This window comes from Myceligenerans crystallogenes (assembly GCF_039529775.1).
GTDB lineage: Bacteria > Actinomycetota > Actinomycetes > Actinomycetales > Cellulomonadaceae > Myceligenerans > Myceligenerans crystallogenes.
The window spans coordinates 78287-95114 of record NZ_BAAANL010000011.1; the positions used below are offsets into that span (position 1 = coordinate 78287).

The window sequence follows — 16828 nt, forward strand, 5'->3', positions numbered from 1 at the left end:
AACCTCGTGCTCGCCGACCGAACCTCGTTATGCAGCCGTGATGGACCGGTGGTTGCGGATCCGTGGGGCTGTGACTAGGTTCACCCTAAGTGGTAGGACGGCTAACATATTCGTCCTGCGCGGTGACACGGCCGTTACACGCGCACACACGCACACGGCAGTGCGACCGGTGGATCGAACCGAAGGAGCCTTGGATGTCCACGAGCAAGTTCACCGATTCCCGTCTGGCGCAGGCCGCGCTGGACCGTCGGACCTTCGTGCGCGGCGCCGTCGCCACCGCCCTGCTGGCGCCGCTCGGCGGCGCGCTCGCGGGCTGCGCGGTCCCCAGCGGCGGCGGTGGCGGAGCGGCCACCGGCGGCGCGGTCAGCGCCGACAACCCGTTCGGCCTGGCGTCCGACGCCGAGGTCGAGGCGGTCATCTTCAACGGCGGCTACGGCTTCGACTACGTCGAGTTCGCCGCTGGCGAGGCCGGGAAGCTGTTCCCGGAGGCGACCTTCGAGGTGGCGCCGTCGACCCAGATCGCCCAGGAGCTCCAGCCGCGGTTCGTGGGCGGCACCCCGCCGGACCTCGTCGACAACTCCGGCGCCGGGGCGATCGGCTTCAACACCATCGCCGACCAGCTCGAGGAGCTCGACGACGTCTTCGAGGCGAACAACTACGAGGGCACCAGGATCGCCGACACGCTGTACCCCGGCGTGCAGGACACCGGCACGTACAACGGCCGGTTCGTCGCCCTGAACTACGTCATGACGCTGTACGCCGTGTGGTACTCGGCGTCCCTGTTCGAGGAGAACGGCTGGGCCCCGCCCGCCACCTGGCAGGAGGCCATCGACCTCGGTGCGGAGGCGAAGAAGGCGGACAAGAAGCTCTTCGTCTGGGGCAAGGAGGCGGCCACCTACTACCAGACCATGGCGCTCGACTCCGCGATCAAGTCCGGTGGCGACGAGGTGCGCCTGGCCCTGGAGAACCTGGAGCCGAACGCCTGGTCGCAGGACGCGATGCAGGAGACGCTGACGGCCCTGGAGGAGATCGTCGCCAAGGGCTACTTCGTGCCCGGCGGCGCCGGCACCCAGTTCACTGCCGCGCAGGCCCGCTGGAGCAACGACCAGGACGCCCTGCTGTACCCGTCGGGCGGCTGGATCGAGAACGAGATGAAGGACGCCACGGCCGAGGGCTTCGAGATGACCGGCTTCCCGACCCCGGCCACCTCGGACAGCCCGGCCCTGGGCCTGGAGGCGGTCCGCGCGGGTTCCGGCGAGCCGTTCATCGTGCCGAGCCAGGCCAAGAACCCGGCGGGCGGCAAGGAGATCCTGCGCGCCATGCTGTCGACGGCCGCGGCGACCCACTTCTCCGAGACCAAGCTCGCACCCACGATCGTCAAGGGCACCGTGCCGGCCGACGGCTTCGGCTCCACGGCGCTGGCCGCGCAGACCGCGATGCTCGACGCCGCGGGCGAGAACACCTTCAACTACCAGTTCGTGGACTACTACGGGATGAACCCCGACCAGCTCGTGGTCTGGAACGAGTTCCTCTCCGGCGGCCTGGACGCCAAGGGCCTCACGCAGGGCCTGCAGCGGATCAGCGACGACATCGCCGCCGACGACTCGGTCGAGAAGATCGAGGTCAGCTGAACCGATGTCCTCCCCCCGTACGTCGTCGTCCCCGGCGACGGCCGCCCCGCCGTCGGGTGCCAGCCCGGCCTCGGGCCGCCGTCGCCGTCGCCGCCTCTCGTTCGACAGGCTGAGCTTCTTCGCCGTCGCGCTGCTGCTGCCGCTCGCGGTGTACGTCGTCTTCGTCATCTCGCCGTTCGCGCAGGCCGTCTACTTCGCCATGACGGACTGGACCGGGTTCACGCCCGAGATGGCGTTCGTCGGCCTCGACAACTTCACCAGGCTGCTCGGCGACGACAAGTTCCTGCGCGCCCTGGCCAACAGCGTCCTGCTCGCCCTCGTCGTGCCCGCCGTGACCGTCGTGCTGGCGCTGGCCGTGGCCTCGATGGTCACGGTCGGCGGGCCGACGACGGGCGGCGTGCGCGGCATCCGCGGCGCCGGCTTCTACCGCGTGATCTCGTTCTTCCCGTACTGCGTTCCCGCGATCGTCGTCGGTCTCGTCTGGGCGCAGGTCTACGACCCGGCTCGTGGCCTGCTCAACGGCATCCTGGTCGGACTCGGCTTCGAGGGGATGGCCGACTTCCCCTGGCTCGGCGATCCGCGGACCGCCATGGCGGCCTCCATGTTCGTGATCGTGTGGAGCTTCGTCGGCTTCTACACGGTGCTGTTCGTGGCCGCGATCAAGGGCGTCCCCGCCGAGATCTACGAGGCCGCGCGGATCGACGGCGCCGGGCGGTTCCGCACCGCCGTCTCCATCACGGTCCCGCTGATCCGGGACAACGTCCGTACCGCCTGGATCTATCTGGGCATCGCCGCGATCGACTGCTTCGTCTACATGCAGGCGATGAACCCCGGCGGCGGCCCCGGCTACGCGACGTTCGTCATCAGCCAGGACCTCTACCAGACCGCGTTCACCAAGGGTCAGTTCGGCTACGCGACGGCGATGGGCGTGGTGCTGGCCGCGGTCACGCTGCTGTTCGCGGGGCTCGTGTTCCTGGTCGACCGCCTGACCGGCGGGGCCGGCGACGAAGGGCGGCGCGCATGAGCACGCGAACCGGTGACCGGGCGCACGCCGTCACCAGCCATGTCCTGCTCGGGTTCGGCGCGGTGCTCGTCGTCGTGCCGTTCCTGTGGGTGTTCCTGTCGTCCTTCAAGACGACGAAGGAGATCCTGGCCTCGCCGTTCTCCCTGCCCGCGAACCCCGGCATCGAGAACTACGTCAACGCGTGGACGGACGCCGGGATCGGGAAGTACTTCCTGAACACGCTCGTCGTGGTGACCTGCGCGCTGATCCTCGTGATGCTGCTCGGGGCGCTGACGGCGTACGTGCTGGCGCGGTTCGACTTCCCCGGCAACCGGCTGATCTACAACCTGATGCTCGCGGGGCTGACGTTCCCGGTGTTCCTGGCGATCGTGCCGCTGTTCTTCGTGCTGCGGAACGCCGGGCTGCTGAACACGCTGCCCGGGCTGATCGTCACGTACGTGGCGTTCGCCTTCCCGTTCACCGTGTTCTTCCTGTTCTCGTTCTTCCGGAGCCTGCCGCACGAGGTCGGGGAGGCCGCGCAGGTCGACGGCGCGGGCGAGTGGCGCACGTTCTTCCAGATCATGCTGCCGATGGCGCGGCCCGGGATGGCGTCCGTCGCGATCTTCAACTTCCTGGGTCTGTGGAACCAGTTCCTGCTGCCGGTCGCGCTGAACACGGACACGGACAACTACGTCCTGACGCAGGGCATGGCCCAGTTCTCGTCCCAGGCGGGCTACGAGATCGACTTCGGCGCCCTCTACGCGGGCGTCGTCATGACCGTCATCCCGGTGCTGGTGGTCTACGTCCTGTTCCAGCGCCGCCTCCAGGGCTCGGTGGCCCAGGGCACCTTCCGCTGACCACGAGGTTCGGTAGGCGGCCACGAGCTTGTCGAGCATCGGCCGGGAACCGATGCCGGAAAGCTCGTGGCCGACCAGCAAAGCTCGTGGTCGCCCGGGCAGCCCCAGTCAGCCGACCAGCTGGTTGAGGGAGCGGAGGATCCTCGGGGCCGTCAGCAGGGACGGGTCCAGGTCCGTGGCCGGCGTCGTTCCCGCCGGGAGGCGGATCTCGAACGTCGTGCTCTCGCCCGGCAGGAGCGTGATGAGCGCGGTACTCGCGACGGCGTCCGGGTGGGCCTTGTCCGCCAGCAGGGTCAGGTCCCGGACCAGGTTCCCGGCCGTCACGCGGACCGCGACCCGGCCGTCACCGAGGGGCTCGACAGCCGTCTCCAGCTCCGCCGCCGCGAGCGCCGAGTCCCGCGGCTCCGCGAAGAACCAGGTCCCCCGCACCCCGTCGATGCTCGCCACGACCAGCTCGCGCCCGGCGTCCCCCGGCGTCGCGACGTCGAGCGGGATGCTCACCGTCGTCGCGCCGCGGGCGCCGGCGTCGAACTGCGCCTTGGTCACGGCCAGCTCGGACCCGTCGTAGGCGAGGCGCCGGAGCACCAGCTCGCCGGTCCACGGCTCGGCCGTGTCGTTGACGACGACGGCGGCCAGCCCGGTCTCCCCGTCGGCCCCGATCTCGACCCCGGTCCGGCGCGGCTGCACCGTCACCATCCGGTCGGCGTGCGCGTGGGCCAGCGCGTAGAGCAGCGGCTTCGCCCGTTCGTCGCCGTCGACCGCCGCCCACGACGTCACCGGCCAGCAGTCGTTGAGCTGCCACACCACGGACCCCATGCAGCGCGGCGCCCAGGACCGCAGGTGCTCCACGGCCGTCCGGACCGCGACCGCCTGGTTCCACTGCATGGCCCAGTGCCAGTCCTCCATGTCGTCGGGCAGCGGGACGTGCGGCAGCAGGCCGGCGGACAGCTTCTTGTTGCCCTCCATCGCCTTCTGGTGCACCTGCATCCCGGGCGACTCCGGCGTGAGCGGCACGTCGCCGATCGAGCGCCGCAGCGTGGTCCATGCGGGCGGCGCCTGCCAGCCGAACTCGGCCATGAACCGCGGCACGTCGTCGCGGTAGCGCGTCCAGTCGGTCTGGTTCCACACCACCCACGAGTGCATCGACCCGTGGTCGACGTCGTTCGGGTGGATCTCCAGGCTGCCGGACCACGGGCTGGAGGGCGTGTACGGCCGCGTCCCGTCGAGCTCGGCCAGGACCGCGGGCAGCAGCTCGGTGTAGTAGCCGAGGCCCCAGCTCTTCCCGTCGAGCCGGAGCTCCCAGCCCCAGTCGTGGTAGCCCCAGATGTTCTCGTTGCTGCCGTTCCACATCACGAGGGCGGGGTGCGGCGCGAGCCGGGTGACGGCGTCGCGCGCCTCGGCCTCGACCTCGGAGCGCAGCGGCTCGCCCTCGCTGTAGGCCGCGCACGCGAACGCGAAGTCCTGCCACACGAGCAGGCCGCGCTCGTCGCACTCGGCGTAGAAGTCGTCGGACTCGTACAGCCCGCCGCCCCAGACCCGCAGCAGGTTGAGGTTCGCCACCTCGCCCTGGTCGAGCCGCCGCGCGATCCGCGCGCGGTCCACGCGGTGGAAGAACGCGTCGTCGGGGATCCAGTTCGCGCCCTTGACCCACACCGGCGTCCCGTTCACCACGACGGTGAACGCCGTCCCGTCGTCGTCGGGCGACATGTCGAGGGAGACGCTCCGGAAGCCCGTCCGCCCGGTCCAGCGACCGAGCGCGGCCTGCGGCCGCTCGCTCTCCCCCGCCGTGCCGTCCGACGACGCCGCACCTGGCGACGTGTCCGACGACGCCGCGCCTGCCGACGTGTCCGACGACGCCGGGCCCGGCGACGACGTGCCCGGCACCCCGGCTGCCGTGGGGGCCGGCGCCAGCGTCACCTCGACGTCGTACAGCGGCTGCTCGCCGTACCCGCGCGGCCACCACAGCTCGGCGTCGTGCAGCCGCAGGTGGACGACGCCGGACGTGCGGCCGGGCTCGATCACGACGGTCGCGCCCGCGGGCGAGCCGGCCGACGTGCCCGCGCCCGGGCGCACCACGACGGAGGCCTCCAGCGGCCGGCGCGCGGCGTCGTCGGCCCGTTCGACGTCGACGTGCACGTCGAGCACGCCGACCGGCGTCGGCCCCGACAGGTCCGCCGAGGCGAGCGGCCGGACGGCCGCGAGACGGGCCGTCGACCACGACTCGAGGCGGACCGGACGCCAGATGCCGGACGTGGCGGTGTCGATCCCCCAGTCCCAGCCGAAGCTGCTCGCCGCCTTGCGGATGGCGTTGAACGGGTGGTGGTTCACCTGCGGGCGCTGGCCGAGCTCCAGGGACTGGGCGTCGGCGTGGCGCACCGGGGACGCGAAGCGGATGGTGAGCTCGTTGTCGCCGGTGCGCAGCAGCGACGTCACGTCGAAGCGGTACGCACGGTGCTGGTTGGCCGTGCGGCCCACCTCGGCGCCGTTCAGGGTGATGGTCGCGACCGTGTCGAGGCCGTCGAAGGCCAGGTCGTGCCGGGTCGGGCCGGACGCCGCGGAGGCCGCGGGCCCCGCGAACGTGGTGCGGTACTCCCAGTCGCACCGGCCGATCCACGCGAGCAGGTTCTCGTTGTCGTCCAGGTACGGGTCGGGGATCAGCCCGGCCGCCATCAGGTCGGTGTGCACGGTGCCGGGGACGGTCGCGGGGACGCCCGGGCCGTCGGCCGCGAGCGCCGTGGTGAGCGCCGGGCCGAGATGTGCGGGCACGGGCCCGCCGGCACAGCGGACGGTCCAGCCGGTGTGGAGGTCTGCCGCTTGGAGAAGATTCGTCACTTGGTCGCTCCGGAAGTCAGTCCGCTGTAGATCTGGCGCTGCAGGAGAAGGAAGGCGACGAGGGTCGGGATGATGACCAGCACGGCGCCGGCGCAGATGATCTCCCACTGCGCGCCGAAGGGGCCCATGAAGCGGAACAGCGAGGTGGAGACCACGCCGAGGTCCCGCGAGGGCATGTACAGGAACGGGATGTAGTACTCGTTGTAGATCGCGATGCCCTTGATGATCACGACCGTCGCGATGGCCGGTCGCAGCAGGGGGAAGATGACGCGCGCGTAGATGGTCAGGCGGTTGGCGCCGTCGAGCATGGCGGCCTCGTCGAGCGATCTGGGGATCGACCTCATGAACTGCAGGAAGATGTAGATCGAGACGATGTCGGTGCCCATGAACAGCACGATCGCGGCCCAGTGGGTGTTGAACAGGCCGAGGCCGTTGACCACCTGGAACGTGGCGACCTGGGTGGTGACCGCGGGCACGAGCGTGGCCAGCAGGAACGCGCCCATGACGAGCTTGCGCCCGCGGAAGTCGAACCGGTCGACGGCGTACGCGGTCATGGTGCCGATCAGGATCGTGCCCATGAGGGACACGGCCAGGATGATCGTCGTGTTGAGGAAGCCCTGCAACATGCCGCCCCGGGTGAAGGCGACGGCGAAGTTCTCCAGGTGGAGCCAGCTGGCGGGTGGCGCCAGCGGGTCGGACGTCGCGAACTCCTCCTTGGTCTTGAACGCCGCCATGAACACGGTGGCCAGGGGGATCACCGCGCAGGCGGCGGCGATGACGAGGCTCGTGTACTTCAGGGCCATGCCGATCGGCGTCGTGAGCGGGCTCAGGGCGCGCAGGCGCCGGGAGAGCCGCGTCCGGGCCGACTCCAGCCGCCCGGGTGCGGGCGGCGGGGTGGTCGACGTCATCAGGGGCGTGGCGTAGTGGGTCATGTCAGGTCCGTTCTCTCCTCGGGGAACAGCCACCGCTGGACCCAGGTGATGAGCAGGACGATGAGCAGCAGTACCACCGCCATGGCGGAGGCCAGGCCGAACTTGCCGAACTGGAACGCCTGCTGGACGGTCTGGATCACGAACGTCGTCGTGCCGTTGGCGCCGTTGGTCATGATCCAGGGGATCTCGAAGACCGAGAGGGACCCGGAGATCGCCAGGATCGTGGTGAGCCCGATGATGGGCCGGATGGCCGGCGCGATGATGAACCGGAACTTCTGCCAGCTCGTGGCGCCGTCCAGGTCCGCGGCCTCGTACAGCTCGGTCGGGATGGACTGGATCGCGCCGAGGAACAGCACGAAGTTCAGCCCCATGTACCGCCACACGCTCGTGGCCGCGAGGGAGACGTTCGCGATGGACGGGTCGCCGAGCCACTGCGGCGGTTCGGCGACGCCGGCGACGGCGAGCAGCGCGTCCAGCGTGCCGCCCGGCCGCAGCAGGAACAGGAACACCAGCCCGATCGCGACCCCGTTGATGAGGTACGGGAAGAACAGGATGCCCTTGAACAGGTTCCGGAACCGGGTGCTGAAGCTGAGGATCGTCGCGAAGTACAGCGCCAGGACCATCTGCACGACGGCGCCCGCCAGGTAGTAGACGCTGACGAGGAAGACCTGCCACATGTCCGGGTCGGTGAAGATCCGGACGTAGTTCTCCAGGCCCGCGGGCTCCTTGACCGGGTCGATCCCGTCCCAGGACGTGAAGCTGTACCAGAGCATGTTCGCCACGGGCACGTAGGTGAACAGGATCAGCAGGCCCAGCGGCGCGATCAGGAACAGCCACGGGGTGACCGGCAGGCCGTGGCCGCCGCCCCGGCCGCGGCGGGCGGCGGGCCGCCCGCCCCGCCGGGACAGGAGGTTCCGCGCGGAACCTCCCGCCTCGGCGGATCCGGATCGACCTGCGACCGTGGCGGTACGCAGTTCGGAAGTCATCTCGGGACCGTCACTCCGCGATCGAGGCGCGGGCCTCGGCCCAGCGGGTGTTCAGGTCGGCGAAGAACGACTCCTTGTCGCCGTCGGCCGCGCCGCGCGCGACGTCGACCAGCTCCTGGCGGTAGATCTGCCCGTACAGGTCGATCTCGGACGCCTCGACGACGTCGGCCTCGAGCGACTCCTCGCCTGCCGTGGCCGGCTCCATCTCGACGTACTCGACGCCGGCCTCCTCGAAGTCGCCCAGGGTCTCCGGCTGCGGGCCGTCCACCAGCGGCGAGATGCCGCCCTCGTCGTACGCGTAGCCCGACTCCTGCGCGAACCAGTCGATCCAGGCCCGCGCGGCGGCCTTGTTGTCGCTGTTCACGTTGATCGCGTTCTTGTAGTCGCCGGCGATCTGCGCGTGGAACGTGCCGTCCACCTGGTACGGGAACGGCATGTAGCCGATGTCCTCGGCGGAACCGCCGGCGTCCTCGGCCGCCTGCTGCATCTGGGTGATCGCCCACGAGCCGAGCAGCATCGTGGCGACCTCGCCCGTGCCGAGCAGGGTCTTGGACTCCTCCCAGTTCGTGGTGGTCGGGTCCTGTTCGGTCAGGCCCTCCGCGACGACGTCGAACAGCAGGCCGTCGGAGATGCCGTGCCACTCGTCCTCGGCCCAGGGCGTGTCGGAGTGGGCGACGTGCGTGTTCTGGTAGGCGGGGTCCCCCATCGCGCCGCGGTTGCCGTCCCACTGGCTCAGCGGCCAGCCGTCGGCGTAGTTCGTGTAGTACGGGATCGCCTCGGTCTGCTCGTCGATCGCGCGCAGGTCGTCGAGGAACTCGTCCGGCGTGGTCGGCAGGTCGGTGATCCCGGCCTCTTCCCACACCTTCTTGTTGTAGACGAGGCCCTGCGTGTTGACCGTGATCGAGACGCCGTAGACCTGGCCGTCGTAGGCCTTCTCGTCGACGAGCCGGTACTCCTCGGCCATCTCGTCCACCGAGCCGAGCGGCTCGAAGAAGGTCGCGAACTGGTCGGGCTTGACGCTGTTGGGGATGAGCAGGACGTCGCCGTAGTCCTTCGTGTTCATCCGGACGGCGATCTCGCCCTCGTAGTCCGTCATCGCCTCGAAGTTCACGGTGACCTCGGGGTACTTCTTCTCGAACTCGGCCTTGTAGTCCTGGAAGACCGTGTCGACGAGGTCGGTGCGCTGGGTGATCACGGTGAGCTCGCCGGCGATCTCGCCGTCCTCGCCGCCGCCGCTCGCGGGGGCCGAGCAGGCGGTCAGTGCCAGGGCGCCCGCGGCGAGCAACGCTGCGCCGCGCGCGTGGTGCTTGTGGTTCATCGGAATCTCGATCCGTCGTCGTTGACTGGGGACCACGAGACATTAAGCGGTTAAGTATTCATAAGTCAACGTGCTCCCCGCGGCGCGATCAAGTTGTGATCTGCCTGCGCCAACGGGCCGATGAGCGGTTCTGGGACCTGCCGGGGACGCGCCGGCTCCGGCCGGCGGGGCCCTACCCGGCGAGGGCGGGCGGGGCGGTGCTGGCGCGGATCCGGAGCTCGGGCGTCTGGTCGCGGTACGACGCCGCCGGCTCGCCGGCCATGCGCTCGAAGAGGCGCCGGGCGACGTGGGCGCCGTACTTGGCGACGTCGTGGCTCAGCGCCGTCAGCTGGGGGAACGCCGCGCGGCACAGCGGCGAGTCGTCCCAGGCCACCAGCGAGACGTCGTCGGGCACGCGCAGGCCCAGCTCCGCCGCCACGCCCAGGCCCGCGAACGCCGTCGCGTCGCTGTCGTAGACGACGGCGGTCACGCCCCCGGGCGCCCCCCGGTCCCGCGCGAGCAGGTCGCGCGTCGCGGTGACGCCCGCCTCGGGCGTGTAGTCGGTACGCCGCACCTCGACGGTCAGCCCGCGGGCCGCGGCCTCCCGCGCGAACGCGTCGTCGCGGATGTGCGTGTGCCCGAACTCGGCGGGCCCGGTCACGTGCGCCACGGCGCGGTGCCCGAGCTCCGCGAGGTAGGCGACGCACGAGCGGACCGCGGCGGCGTCGTCCGTGTACACGCTCGTCAGGCCGCCGGACAAGCTCGGGTCGCCGACGACGACGGCGGGCAGCGCGTCCTCCCCCACCAGCAGGTCGAGCCGCGGGTCGGGCACCCGGGGGTCGACCATGACGATCCCGTCGACCCGCCGGGCCGCCCGCCACTTGCGGTAGGTCCGCAGCTCGGCGTCGACGTCGGGCGCCACCTGCAGCAACAGGCCGTAGTCACGCGCGGCGAGCTCCGACTCGATGCCCGCGACGAACTGCATGTAGAACGATTCGAACCCGAGCGTCTCGGGCGCGCGGGCGAGCACGAGGCCGACCGTCTCGGTGTAGGCGCCGGACAGCGAACGCGCCGCCGAGCTCGGCGCCCAGCCGAGCTCCGCGGCGATCTGGAGCACGAGTTCGCGGGTCGTGTCCGAGACCCCCGGCCGCCCGTTCAGGGCGTAGGAGACGGCAGCGGTCGAGACACCCGCGCGGCGGGCGATGTCGGCGATGGTGATCCGGGCCATGAGGGACATCATGACCCAACAGCACCGGTTGCCGCCCCGACTCGCGGTTCCGGCAGGCAACCTGGGCCCATCCGCGCGAAACTCGTCGTACGTGTCGCAACGTACGTGTCGCAAACCACACCTCGAACGTGGAAGGGTGAGGACATGGCCGACCTGCCCCCCGTTGACCTCGAGGCTCTCACCGCCGTCGCGCAAGGGACCCACCACGATCCGCATTCCGTGCTCGGGCCCCACCCGCTGGACGGCGACAGTCCCTTCTCGGTGGTGCGCGCCCTGCGCCCGCTCGCCGAGGAGGTCACCGTGGTCACGGCCGACGGCGAGTACCCGTGCGAGCACCAGGGCGCGGGCGTCTGGGCCGCGGTGGTGCCGCCGCCCGGCGGCGCGCCGGCGCCCGCGCCGGTCGCGCCCGGCGCGAGCACGGCCGGCACGACCACGCCTCGTCCCGCGGAGTCCGGCGCCCGGCAGCGTTCCGCGGCGCCCGGCGCCGGGGCCCCCGGCCGGTCCGCGGCCCGCGCCGCCACCGCGCCCGGCCGGCCCGCCGTCCCGTGGACCGCGCCCGACTACCGCGTCCGGACCCGCTACGGGAGCACGGAGTCCCTCACGGACGACCCGTACCGCTTCCTGCCGTCGCTCGGCGAGATCGACCTGCACCTGATCGGCGAGGGCCGCCACGAGGAGCTGTGGAAGGCGCTCGGCGCGATCGTCCGGCGCTACCCCGGCCCCGGCGGCGACATCGAGGGCACCGGCTTCGCCGTGTGGGCCCCCAACGCGCGCGGCGTGCGCGTGATCGGCGACCACAACCTCTGGACGCCCGTGCACCCGATGCGGAGCCTCGGCTCCACGGGCGTGTGGGAGCTGTTCGTCCCGGGCGTCGGGCCCGGCACCGCCTACAAGTTCGAGGTCCTCGGGGCCGACGGCGTCTGGCGGGCCAAGGCCGACCCCATGGCCCGGGAGACCGAGCGCCTGCCCGGCACGGCGAGCATCGTCACCGAATCGGCCTACGAGTGGTCCGACGACGCCTGGATCGCCGCGCGCACCACGTCCGACCCGCACTCCGGCCCGATGAGCGTCTACGAGGTGCACCTCGGCTCGTGGCGGCCCGGGCTGTCCTACCGCGAGCTCGCGGAGCAGCTCACGGCCTACGTGGCCGAGCAGGGCTTCACGCACGTGGAGTTCATGCCGGTGGCGGAGCACCCGTTCGGCGGGTCCTGGGGGTACCAGGTCACCTCGTACTACGCGCCCACCTCGCGCTTCGGGTCGCCCGACGAGTTCCGCCACCTGGTGGACCGGCTGCACCAGGCCGGGATCGGCGTCGTCATCGACTGGGTGCCGGCGCACTTCCCGCGCGACGAGTTCGCGCTCGCGCGGTTCGACGGCACGCCGATGTACGAGCACCCCGACCCCACCCGCGGCGAGCACCAGGACTGGGGCACGCTGATCTTCGACTTCGGCCGCCGGGAGGTGCGCAACTTCCTCGTCGCGAACGCGACCTACTGGTTCGAGGAGTTCCACGCCGACGCGCTGCGCGTGGACGCCGTGGCCTCCATGCTCTACCTCGACTACTCGCGCGAACCCGGGCAGTGGCACCCGAACGAGTTCGGGGGCCGTGAGAACCTCGACGCGATCTCGTTCCTGCAGGAGGCGAACGCGACGTCGTACCGGCGCACGCCCGGCGTGATGATGATGGCCGAGGAGTCGACGGCGTACGACGGCGTCACGCGGCCGACGTCGTCGCACGGCCTCGGGTTCGGCCTGAAGTGGAACATGGGCTGGATGAACGACACCCTCCGCTACCTCGCCGAGGACCCGGTGCACCGCAAGTACCACCACGGCGAGCTCACGTTCTCCATGGTGTACGCGTACTCGGAGCAGTTCGTGCTGCCGATCAGCCACGACGAGGTGGTGCACGGCAAGGGGTCGCTGCCGCACAAGATGCCGGGCGACCGCTGGCAGCAGCTCGCGCAGGTGCGGGCGCTGCTGGCGTACCAGTGGACGCACCCGGGCAAGCAGCTGCTGTTCATGGGCTGCGAGTTCGCGCAGGACTCGGAGTGGTCGGAGAGCGGCAGCCTACGCTGGGACCTGCTGGCCGACGGCCTGCACGCGGGCGTCCAGCACCTGGTCCGCGACCTGAACGCGCTCTACCGCGCGACCCCCGCGCTGTGGGAGAAGGACTTCACGCACGAGGGCTTCGAGTGGCTGGACTCCGACAACGCGGACGGCAACCTGCTCGCCTACGTCCGCCGCTCGGCGTCGGGCGACCCGGCGGTGGTCGTGGTCAACTTCGCGGGCGTCCCCCACGAGGGCTACCGCCTCCCCCTCCCGGAGATCCCCGGCGCCGCCCAGGTCTGGCGCGAGGCCCTCAACACCGACGCGGAGGCGTACGGCGGCTCGGGCGTGGGCAACCTGGGCCGGGTCACGGCGGAACCGATCCCCCACTACGCCCGCCCGTACTCGGCGGCGGTGAGGGTCCCCCCGCTGGGCGCCCTGATCCTCACCCCGGAACGCTGAGATCGCGCGGGCGGTCGGCCCGTCGTCGGGCGGTCGGCCTCCTGTCGGTGCGGTCGGCCCCTCGAGGGGCCGACTTCTCGACATCGAACCGATCTCCCCCGGCAACCGGCCGACCGCTTGGCTGCCCCGCGCGATCTCAGGCCGTAGGGGCTCAGTACAGGGAGATCGCCAGCCGCTGCCTGGCCTTGTTGACGCGGGGGTCCGTGGTGCCGATCAGCTCGAAGTACTCCAGCAGCCGGACCCGGACCGTCTCCTTGTCGTCGGCCGCCAGCCCGGGCAGCAGGTCCAGGAGGCGGGCGAAGGCGTCCTCCACCTTGCCGCCCAGCACGTCCAGGTCGGCCACGGCGAGCTGCGCCGGAACGTGGGACGGCGCGTCCGCGGCGGCCTTGCGGGCGGCCGCCAGGTCGGCGTCGCGCGTGCGCTGCATGAGCTTGACCTGCGCCAGGCCCGCCGAGGCGTCGGCGTCCTTCGGGTCCTGCTTGATGGCCCTGTCGTAGGCGGCGACGGCGGCGTCGAGGTCGTCGCGCTCGATCGCGTCGTACGCCTCCTGGTGCAGGGGCGGGAGCGGCTTCTCGGGCTCCTCGGCCGGCTCCTGGGCGGCCGCGGCGTCGTCGTTCCCGCCGGCCGACGGCGCCCGGCCGGTGACGCCGTTCTGCTCGGCGGCGGCGAGCACCTGGTCGAGCACCTGGCGCACCTGCTCCTCGGACGCGTTCCCGGCGAAGAGCGGGAGCGGCTGGCCCTGGAGCACCGCGACCACCGCGGGCACGCCCTGCACCTGGAAGGCGGCGGCGATCTGCGGGTACTGGTGGGCGTCGACCCGGCCCAGCAGGAAGCGCCCGGCGTAGTCGGCGGCGAGCTTCGCGAGCGTGGTGCCGAGCTCGGCGTTCGCGGCGTCCGTGGGGGCCCACAGCAGCACCACCACCGGATACTGCGTCGAGTCGCGGACCACCTGCTCGAAGTTGGCCTCGGTGAGGTCCCGGACGAACCCGCCGGCCTCCGGCGCGCCGCCCGGCTCCCCCGGCGGCGGTGCCTGCGGGCGGGTCAGGGCGGAGAGGTCGACGGCGCCGCGCGCACCGGCGAACACAGGATTGCTGGCAGGAGGGGGCGTCGGCTGATCGGACGTGGTCATGGCCTCAATCTTAGGGAAACTCAGGCGCCGCAGCCGGACGTATCCCCCGCGGATTCCACCGCCACCGCCACGTGGTCGAAACCGACCAGGCGAACCCGCGAGCCGGAGCCCGCCGGGGGCACGTGCAGCGCCACCGTGTCGAGGTACCGCGTGCGCAGCACGTTGCTCTCGGCCTGGTCGCCGAACAGCGCCCGCTGCGACGGGGCCAGGCTCTCCGCGCGGATCTTCCCGCACTCCTCGACGGCGACGGCGAGAACCGAGTCGAGCGCGCCCAGCACGATCGCCCCGCCGTCCACGGTGCGCATCGCGCGCAGGCCCGCGGCGCCGGGCTTCGCGTCGTAGTCGTACCGGCCCCCAGCCGCCGTGAACTTCTCGTCCGAGGTCTGCTCGCGCTCCTGTTCCAGCAGGAACTGCCGCAGGACGTCGTCGTCGAACGTGTCCGCGAACTTCCCCTCCGGGTCGGACAGCACGGCGGCATAGGCGGCCAGGGCCGCCTTCGGCGACATCGCGAGGGTCTCCGCGTCGTCGGCCCGGACGCTCCCGGCTCCGGTGTCCGTCGAGGCGAACCGCGGCAGCGTCACGTCGGGCTGCAGCTGCACCCAGCCCCACAGCTTGTAGTCCTCGCGGGCCGAGCGCTGCTCGAACGCGTACAGCAGGGGTGTCAGCTTGTCGTCCGACGGCGTGCTGACCGCCAGGCTGGTACGCGGCCAGGCCGCGTCGGAGGGGAGCATCACGGCCTGCATCGTCATCGGCAGGCTGGTGACCAGCTCGTCGTCGCCGCGCAGGCGGGCGACCTCGATCTGGCTGGTGCGCATCTGGCGGGCCGGCCCGGCGGTCCGCGCGGCCAGCGCGGCGACGTCACGCTCCGTGGTGGCCCGGCCGACGGCGCCCGCCACGCGCGCGATGATCTGGGTCTCCTGGTCCTCGGACACGACGGCGCCGATCACCGGCGGCTCCGCCTCGGGCCGCGGCAGCGCCGTCGTGCAGCCCGCCAGCAGGAGCGCGGCGGTGAGCACGACGGCGCCCGCTCCCGCAGCGTGATGGGACCAGGTCATTCGTTGGACACCGAGACCGCGACGTGCTCGAAGCCGACCAGGCGCACCTTCTCCGAGGAACCCGCCGGCGGGATGTAGAGGCCGACGATGTCGAAGTACTTGGTGCGCTGCACGTTCGTGACGTCCTGATCGCCGAAGAGCGCCACCTGGGTGGGCAGGCTCTTCGACGGCGGGGCCTCCGCGCCGTCCTGCAGCTGGATGACCTGCATCGAGTTGACGGCGCCCATGACGATCGCGCCGCCGTCGACCGTGCGCATGCCCTCGACGCCGTGGTCGTCGTCGGCCGACGCGCTGAAGGAGTACTTGCCCTCGGCCTCCTTCCAGCCGTCCGCCTTCTCCTGCCGCGTCTCCTGGTCGCGCAGGAAGGCGCGGAACTCGTCGTCCTCGACCTGCTTGGCGTACTTGGAGTCCTTGTCCTCGCCGATCACGTCCGCGTAGGCCGCCAGGGCCTTCTGGGGGGACATCACCAGGGAGTCGGCGTCGTCGGGCGCCACGCGTTCGGTGCCGGTGTCCGTGGACGCGAACTGCGGGAGCGTCACGCCGGGCAGCAGGTCCGCCCACGCCCACATCTGGTAGTCGGAACGCGCCGAGTTCTGCGTGAACGCGTACAGCACCGGCGGGGTGAGGTCCTTCGGCTGCGTGCTGACCGCGAAGCTCGTGCGGGGCCAGGTCGGCTCGGACGGCAGCACGACCGACTGCATCGTCATCGGCAGGGGCTGCGCCTCGCCCTCCTTGCCCAGGATCCTGGCGACCTCGATCTCGCTGGTACGCAGCTCCTTGGCGGGGCCGGTCATGCGATCGAGCGCGCCGGCGTCCTTCTCCTTCGACGCCTTGTCGACGGACTCGGCCACGCGGCTGATGATCGTCTTCTCCTGCTCCTCCGTGACGACCGCGCCGACGACGGCGGGCTCGGCCTCGGGGACCGGGAGCTCCTGGGCGCAGCCGGCCAGCAGCCCGGCGGCGAGGACGGGGGCGACGGCGGCCGTCACGCGGCGGGCCGTCCGGCGCCCGCGGGTGCCGGTGACACTGCGGCGGTGGTTCATCGGTCGTCTCCGTCCTCGTCCTTGATCCCCCAGGCCGCGCGCCAGGCCGCGGCGCGGCCCGACTGGCTCTGGTCCGGCTGCTGCGGCTGCTCCGGGGCGGGCTGCACGGGCGGCGGGACCACGGGCTGCGCGGCAGTGTTGCCCCGGCCGGCCTGCTCGGCCAGGCGCCGTTCACGTCGCGTCATCATCCTGCCCGACGGCGTGGCGCCCGTGGCGGGCCGGCCTCCCGGGGCCGGGTAGCCCGGCGCCGGGGGCGAGGACGCCGGCGGCTGCGCCGCCGCGGGCGGGGTCACGGCCGGGCCCTGCGCGGGGGCCGCGGCCGACCGG

12 protein-coding genes and 1 pseudogene are annotated in these 16828 nt (G+C 71.7%); 4 read left to right on the forward strand and 9 right to left on the reverse strand.

All coding sequences use genetic code 11. From position 1 onward, the window contains the following. Positions 1–194 precede the first annotated feature (194 nt). From ngcE to ABD208_RS19755, 3 genes are read left to right on the forward strand one after another with little or no spacing between them, the layout of a single operon-like run. Positions 195–1631 carry an N-acetylglucosamine/diacetylchitobiose ABC transporter substrate-binding protein gene (ngcE, locus tag ABD208_RS19745; RefSeq protein ID WP_344106387.1) on the forward strand — a complete coding sequence of 479 codons (1437 nt, stop codon included), beginning with the start codon at positions 195–197 and terminating at the stop codon, positions 1629–1631. A gap of 4 nt (positions 1632–1635) precedes the next feature. Beyond that, on the forward strand, positions 1636–2655 hold the full coding sequence (locus ABD208_RS19750; protein ID WP_344106390.1) for a carbohydrate ABC transporter permease: 1020 nt from the start codon (positions 1636–1638) through the stop codon (positions 2653–2655). Then, positions 2652–3491: a carbohydrate ABC transporter permease gene (locus tag ABD208_RS19755; RefSeq protein ID WP_344106392.1), complete on the forward strand. Its 840-nt coding sequence runs from the start codon at positions 2652–2654 to the stop codon at positions 3489–3491. Before ABD208_RS19750 ends, ABD208_RS19755 begins: the two co-directional genes overlap by 4 nt. A 108-nt stretch (positions 3492–3599) precedes the next feature. On the opposite strand, the gene ABD208_RS19760 is transcribed toward ABD208_RS19755, so the two are convergent. From ABD208_RS19760 to ABD208_RS19780, 5 genes are all read right to left on the reverse strand, one after another. After that, a complete protein-coding gene (locus tag ABD208_RS19760) occupies positions 3600–6323 on the reverse strand; it encodes a glycoside hydrolase family 2 protein (RefSeq protein ID WP_344106393.1) in 2724 nt (907 codons plus the stop codon). Beyond that, positions 6320–7255 carry a carbohydrate ABC transporter permease gene (locus tag ABD208_RS19765; RefSeq protein WP_425561138.1) on the reverse strand — a complete coding sequence of 312 codons (936 nt, stop codon included), beginning with the start codon at positions 7253–7255 and terminating at the stop codon, positions 6320–6322. Before ABD208_RS19765 ends, ABD208_RS19760 begins: the two co-directional genes overlap by 4 nt. After that, positions 7252–8241 carry a carbohydrate ABC transporter permease gene (locus ABD208_RS19770; RefSeq protein ID WP_344106395.1) on the reverse strand — a complete coding sequence of 330 codons (990 nt, stop codon included), beginning with the start codon at positions 8239–8241 and terminating at the stop codon, positions 7252–7254. The genes ABD208_RS19765 and ABD208_RS19770 overlap by 4 nt, the downstream gene beginning before the upstream one ends. A 10-nt stretch (positions 8242–8251) precedes the next feature. Beyond that, the gene (locus ABD208_RS19775; protein ID WP_344106397.1) at positions 8252–9559 is read right to left on the reverse strand and encodes an ABC transporter substrate-binding protein; all 1308 of its coding nucleotides are present in this window, start codon (positions 9557–9559) and stop codon (positions 8252–8254) included. A gap of 172 nt (positions 9560–9731) precedes the next feature. Next, complete coding sequence (locus tag ABD208_RS19780; RefSeq protein ID WP_344106399.1) at positions 9732–10766, reverse strand: LacI family DNA-binding transcriptional regulator; 1035 nt, start codon at positions 10764–10766, stop codon at positions 9732–9734. 144 nt (positions 10767–10910) lie between these two features. Here ABD208_RS19780 and glgB point away from each other — a divergent pair, with 144 nt between their 5' ends. Next, positions 10911–13274, forward strand: a complete 2364-nt coding sequence (glgB, locus tag ABD208_RS19785) for a 1,4-alpha-glucan branching protein GlgB (RefSeq protein WP_344106401.1) — start codon at positions 10911–10913, stop codon at positions 13272–13274. A 151-nt stretch (positions 13275–13425) separates the two neighbouring features. On the opposite strand, the gene ABD208_RS19790 is transcribed toward glgB, so the two are convergent. The 4 genes and pseudogenes from ABD208_RS19790 to ABD208_RS19805 all read right to left on the reverse strand — a co-directional run. Continuing rightward, on the reverse strand, positions 13426–14403 hold the full coding sequence (locus tag ABD208_RS19790) for a tetratricopeptide repeat protein (protein WP_344106403.1): 978 nt from the start codon (positions 14401–14403) through the stop codon (positions 13426–13428). Between the two features lie 20 nt (positions 14404–14423). After that, positions 14424–15458: a DUF8094 domain-containing protein gene (locus ABD208_RS19795; protein WP_344106405.1), complete on the reverse strand. Its 1035-nt coding sequence runs from the start codon at positions 15456–15458 to the stop codon at positions 14424–14426. Beyond that, positions 15455–16501, reverse strand: coding sequence for a DUF8094 domain-containing protein (locus ABD208_RS19800; RefSeq protein ID WP_344106408.1), 1047 nt, complete (start codon positions 16499–16501; stop codon positions 15455–15457). The genes ABD208_RS19795 and ABD208_RS19800 overlap by 4 nt, the downstream gene beginning before the upstream one ends. Next, positions 16498–16828, reverse strand: a pseudogene (locus ABD208_RS19805) (hypothetical protein); the annotation flags it as partial. The gene ABD208_RS19800 and the pseudogene ABD208_RS19805, both read right to left, overlap by 4 nt.

What these genes read in the sequence shown, in the direction of transcription:
- ABD208_RS19775 (WP_344106397.1), bottom strand. Translation starts at nt 9,559, where the DNA reads ATGAACCACAAGCACCACGCGCGCGGCGCAGCGTTGCTCGCCGCGGGC.
- ABD208_RS19800 (WP_344106408.1), bottom strand. Translation starts at nt 16,501, where the DNA reads ATGAACCACCGCCGCAGTGTCACCGGCACCCGCGGGCGCCGGACGGCC.
- ABD208_RS19770 (WP_344106395.1), bottom strand. Translation starts at nt 8,241, where the DNA reads ATGACTTCCGAACTGCGTACCGCCACGGTCGCAGGTCGATCCGGATCC.
- ABD208_RS19755 (WP_344106392.1), top strand. Translation starts at nt 2,652, where the DNA reads ATGAGCACGCGAACCGGTGACCGGGCGCACGCCGTCACCAGCCATGTC.
- glgB (WP_344106401.1), top strand. Translation starts at nt 10,911, where the DNA reads ATGGCCGACCTGCCCCCCGTTGACCTCGAGGCTCTCACCGCCGTCGCG.
- ABD208_RS19795 (WP_344106405.1), bottom strand. Translation starts at nt 15,458, where the DNA reads ATGACCTGGTCCCATCACGCTGCGGGAGCGGGCGCCGTCGTGCTCACC.
- ABD208_RS19790 (WP_344106403.1), bottom strand. Translation starts at nt 14,403, where the DNA reads ATGACCACGTCCGATCAGCCGACGCCCCCTCCTGCCAGCAATCCTGTG.
- ABD208_RS19750 (WP_344106390.1), top strand. Translation starts at nt 1,636, where the DNA reads ATGTCCTCCCCCCGTACGTCGTCGTCCCCGGCGACGGCCGCCCCGCCG.
- ABD208_RS19780 (WP_344106399.1), bottom strand. Translation starts at nt 10,766, where the DNA reads ATGGCCCGGATCACCATCGCCGACATCGCCCGCCGCGCGGGTGTCTCG.
- ABD208_RS19765 (WP_425561138.1), bottom strand. Translation starts at nt 7,255, where the DNA reads ATGACCCACTACGCCACGCCCCTGATGACGTCGACCACCCCGCCGCCC.
- ngcE (WP_344106387.1), top strand. Translation starts at nt 195, where the DNA reads ATGTCCACGAGCAAGTTCACCGATTCCCGTCTGGCGCAGGCCGCGCTG.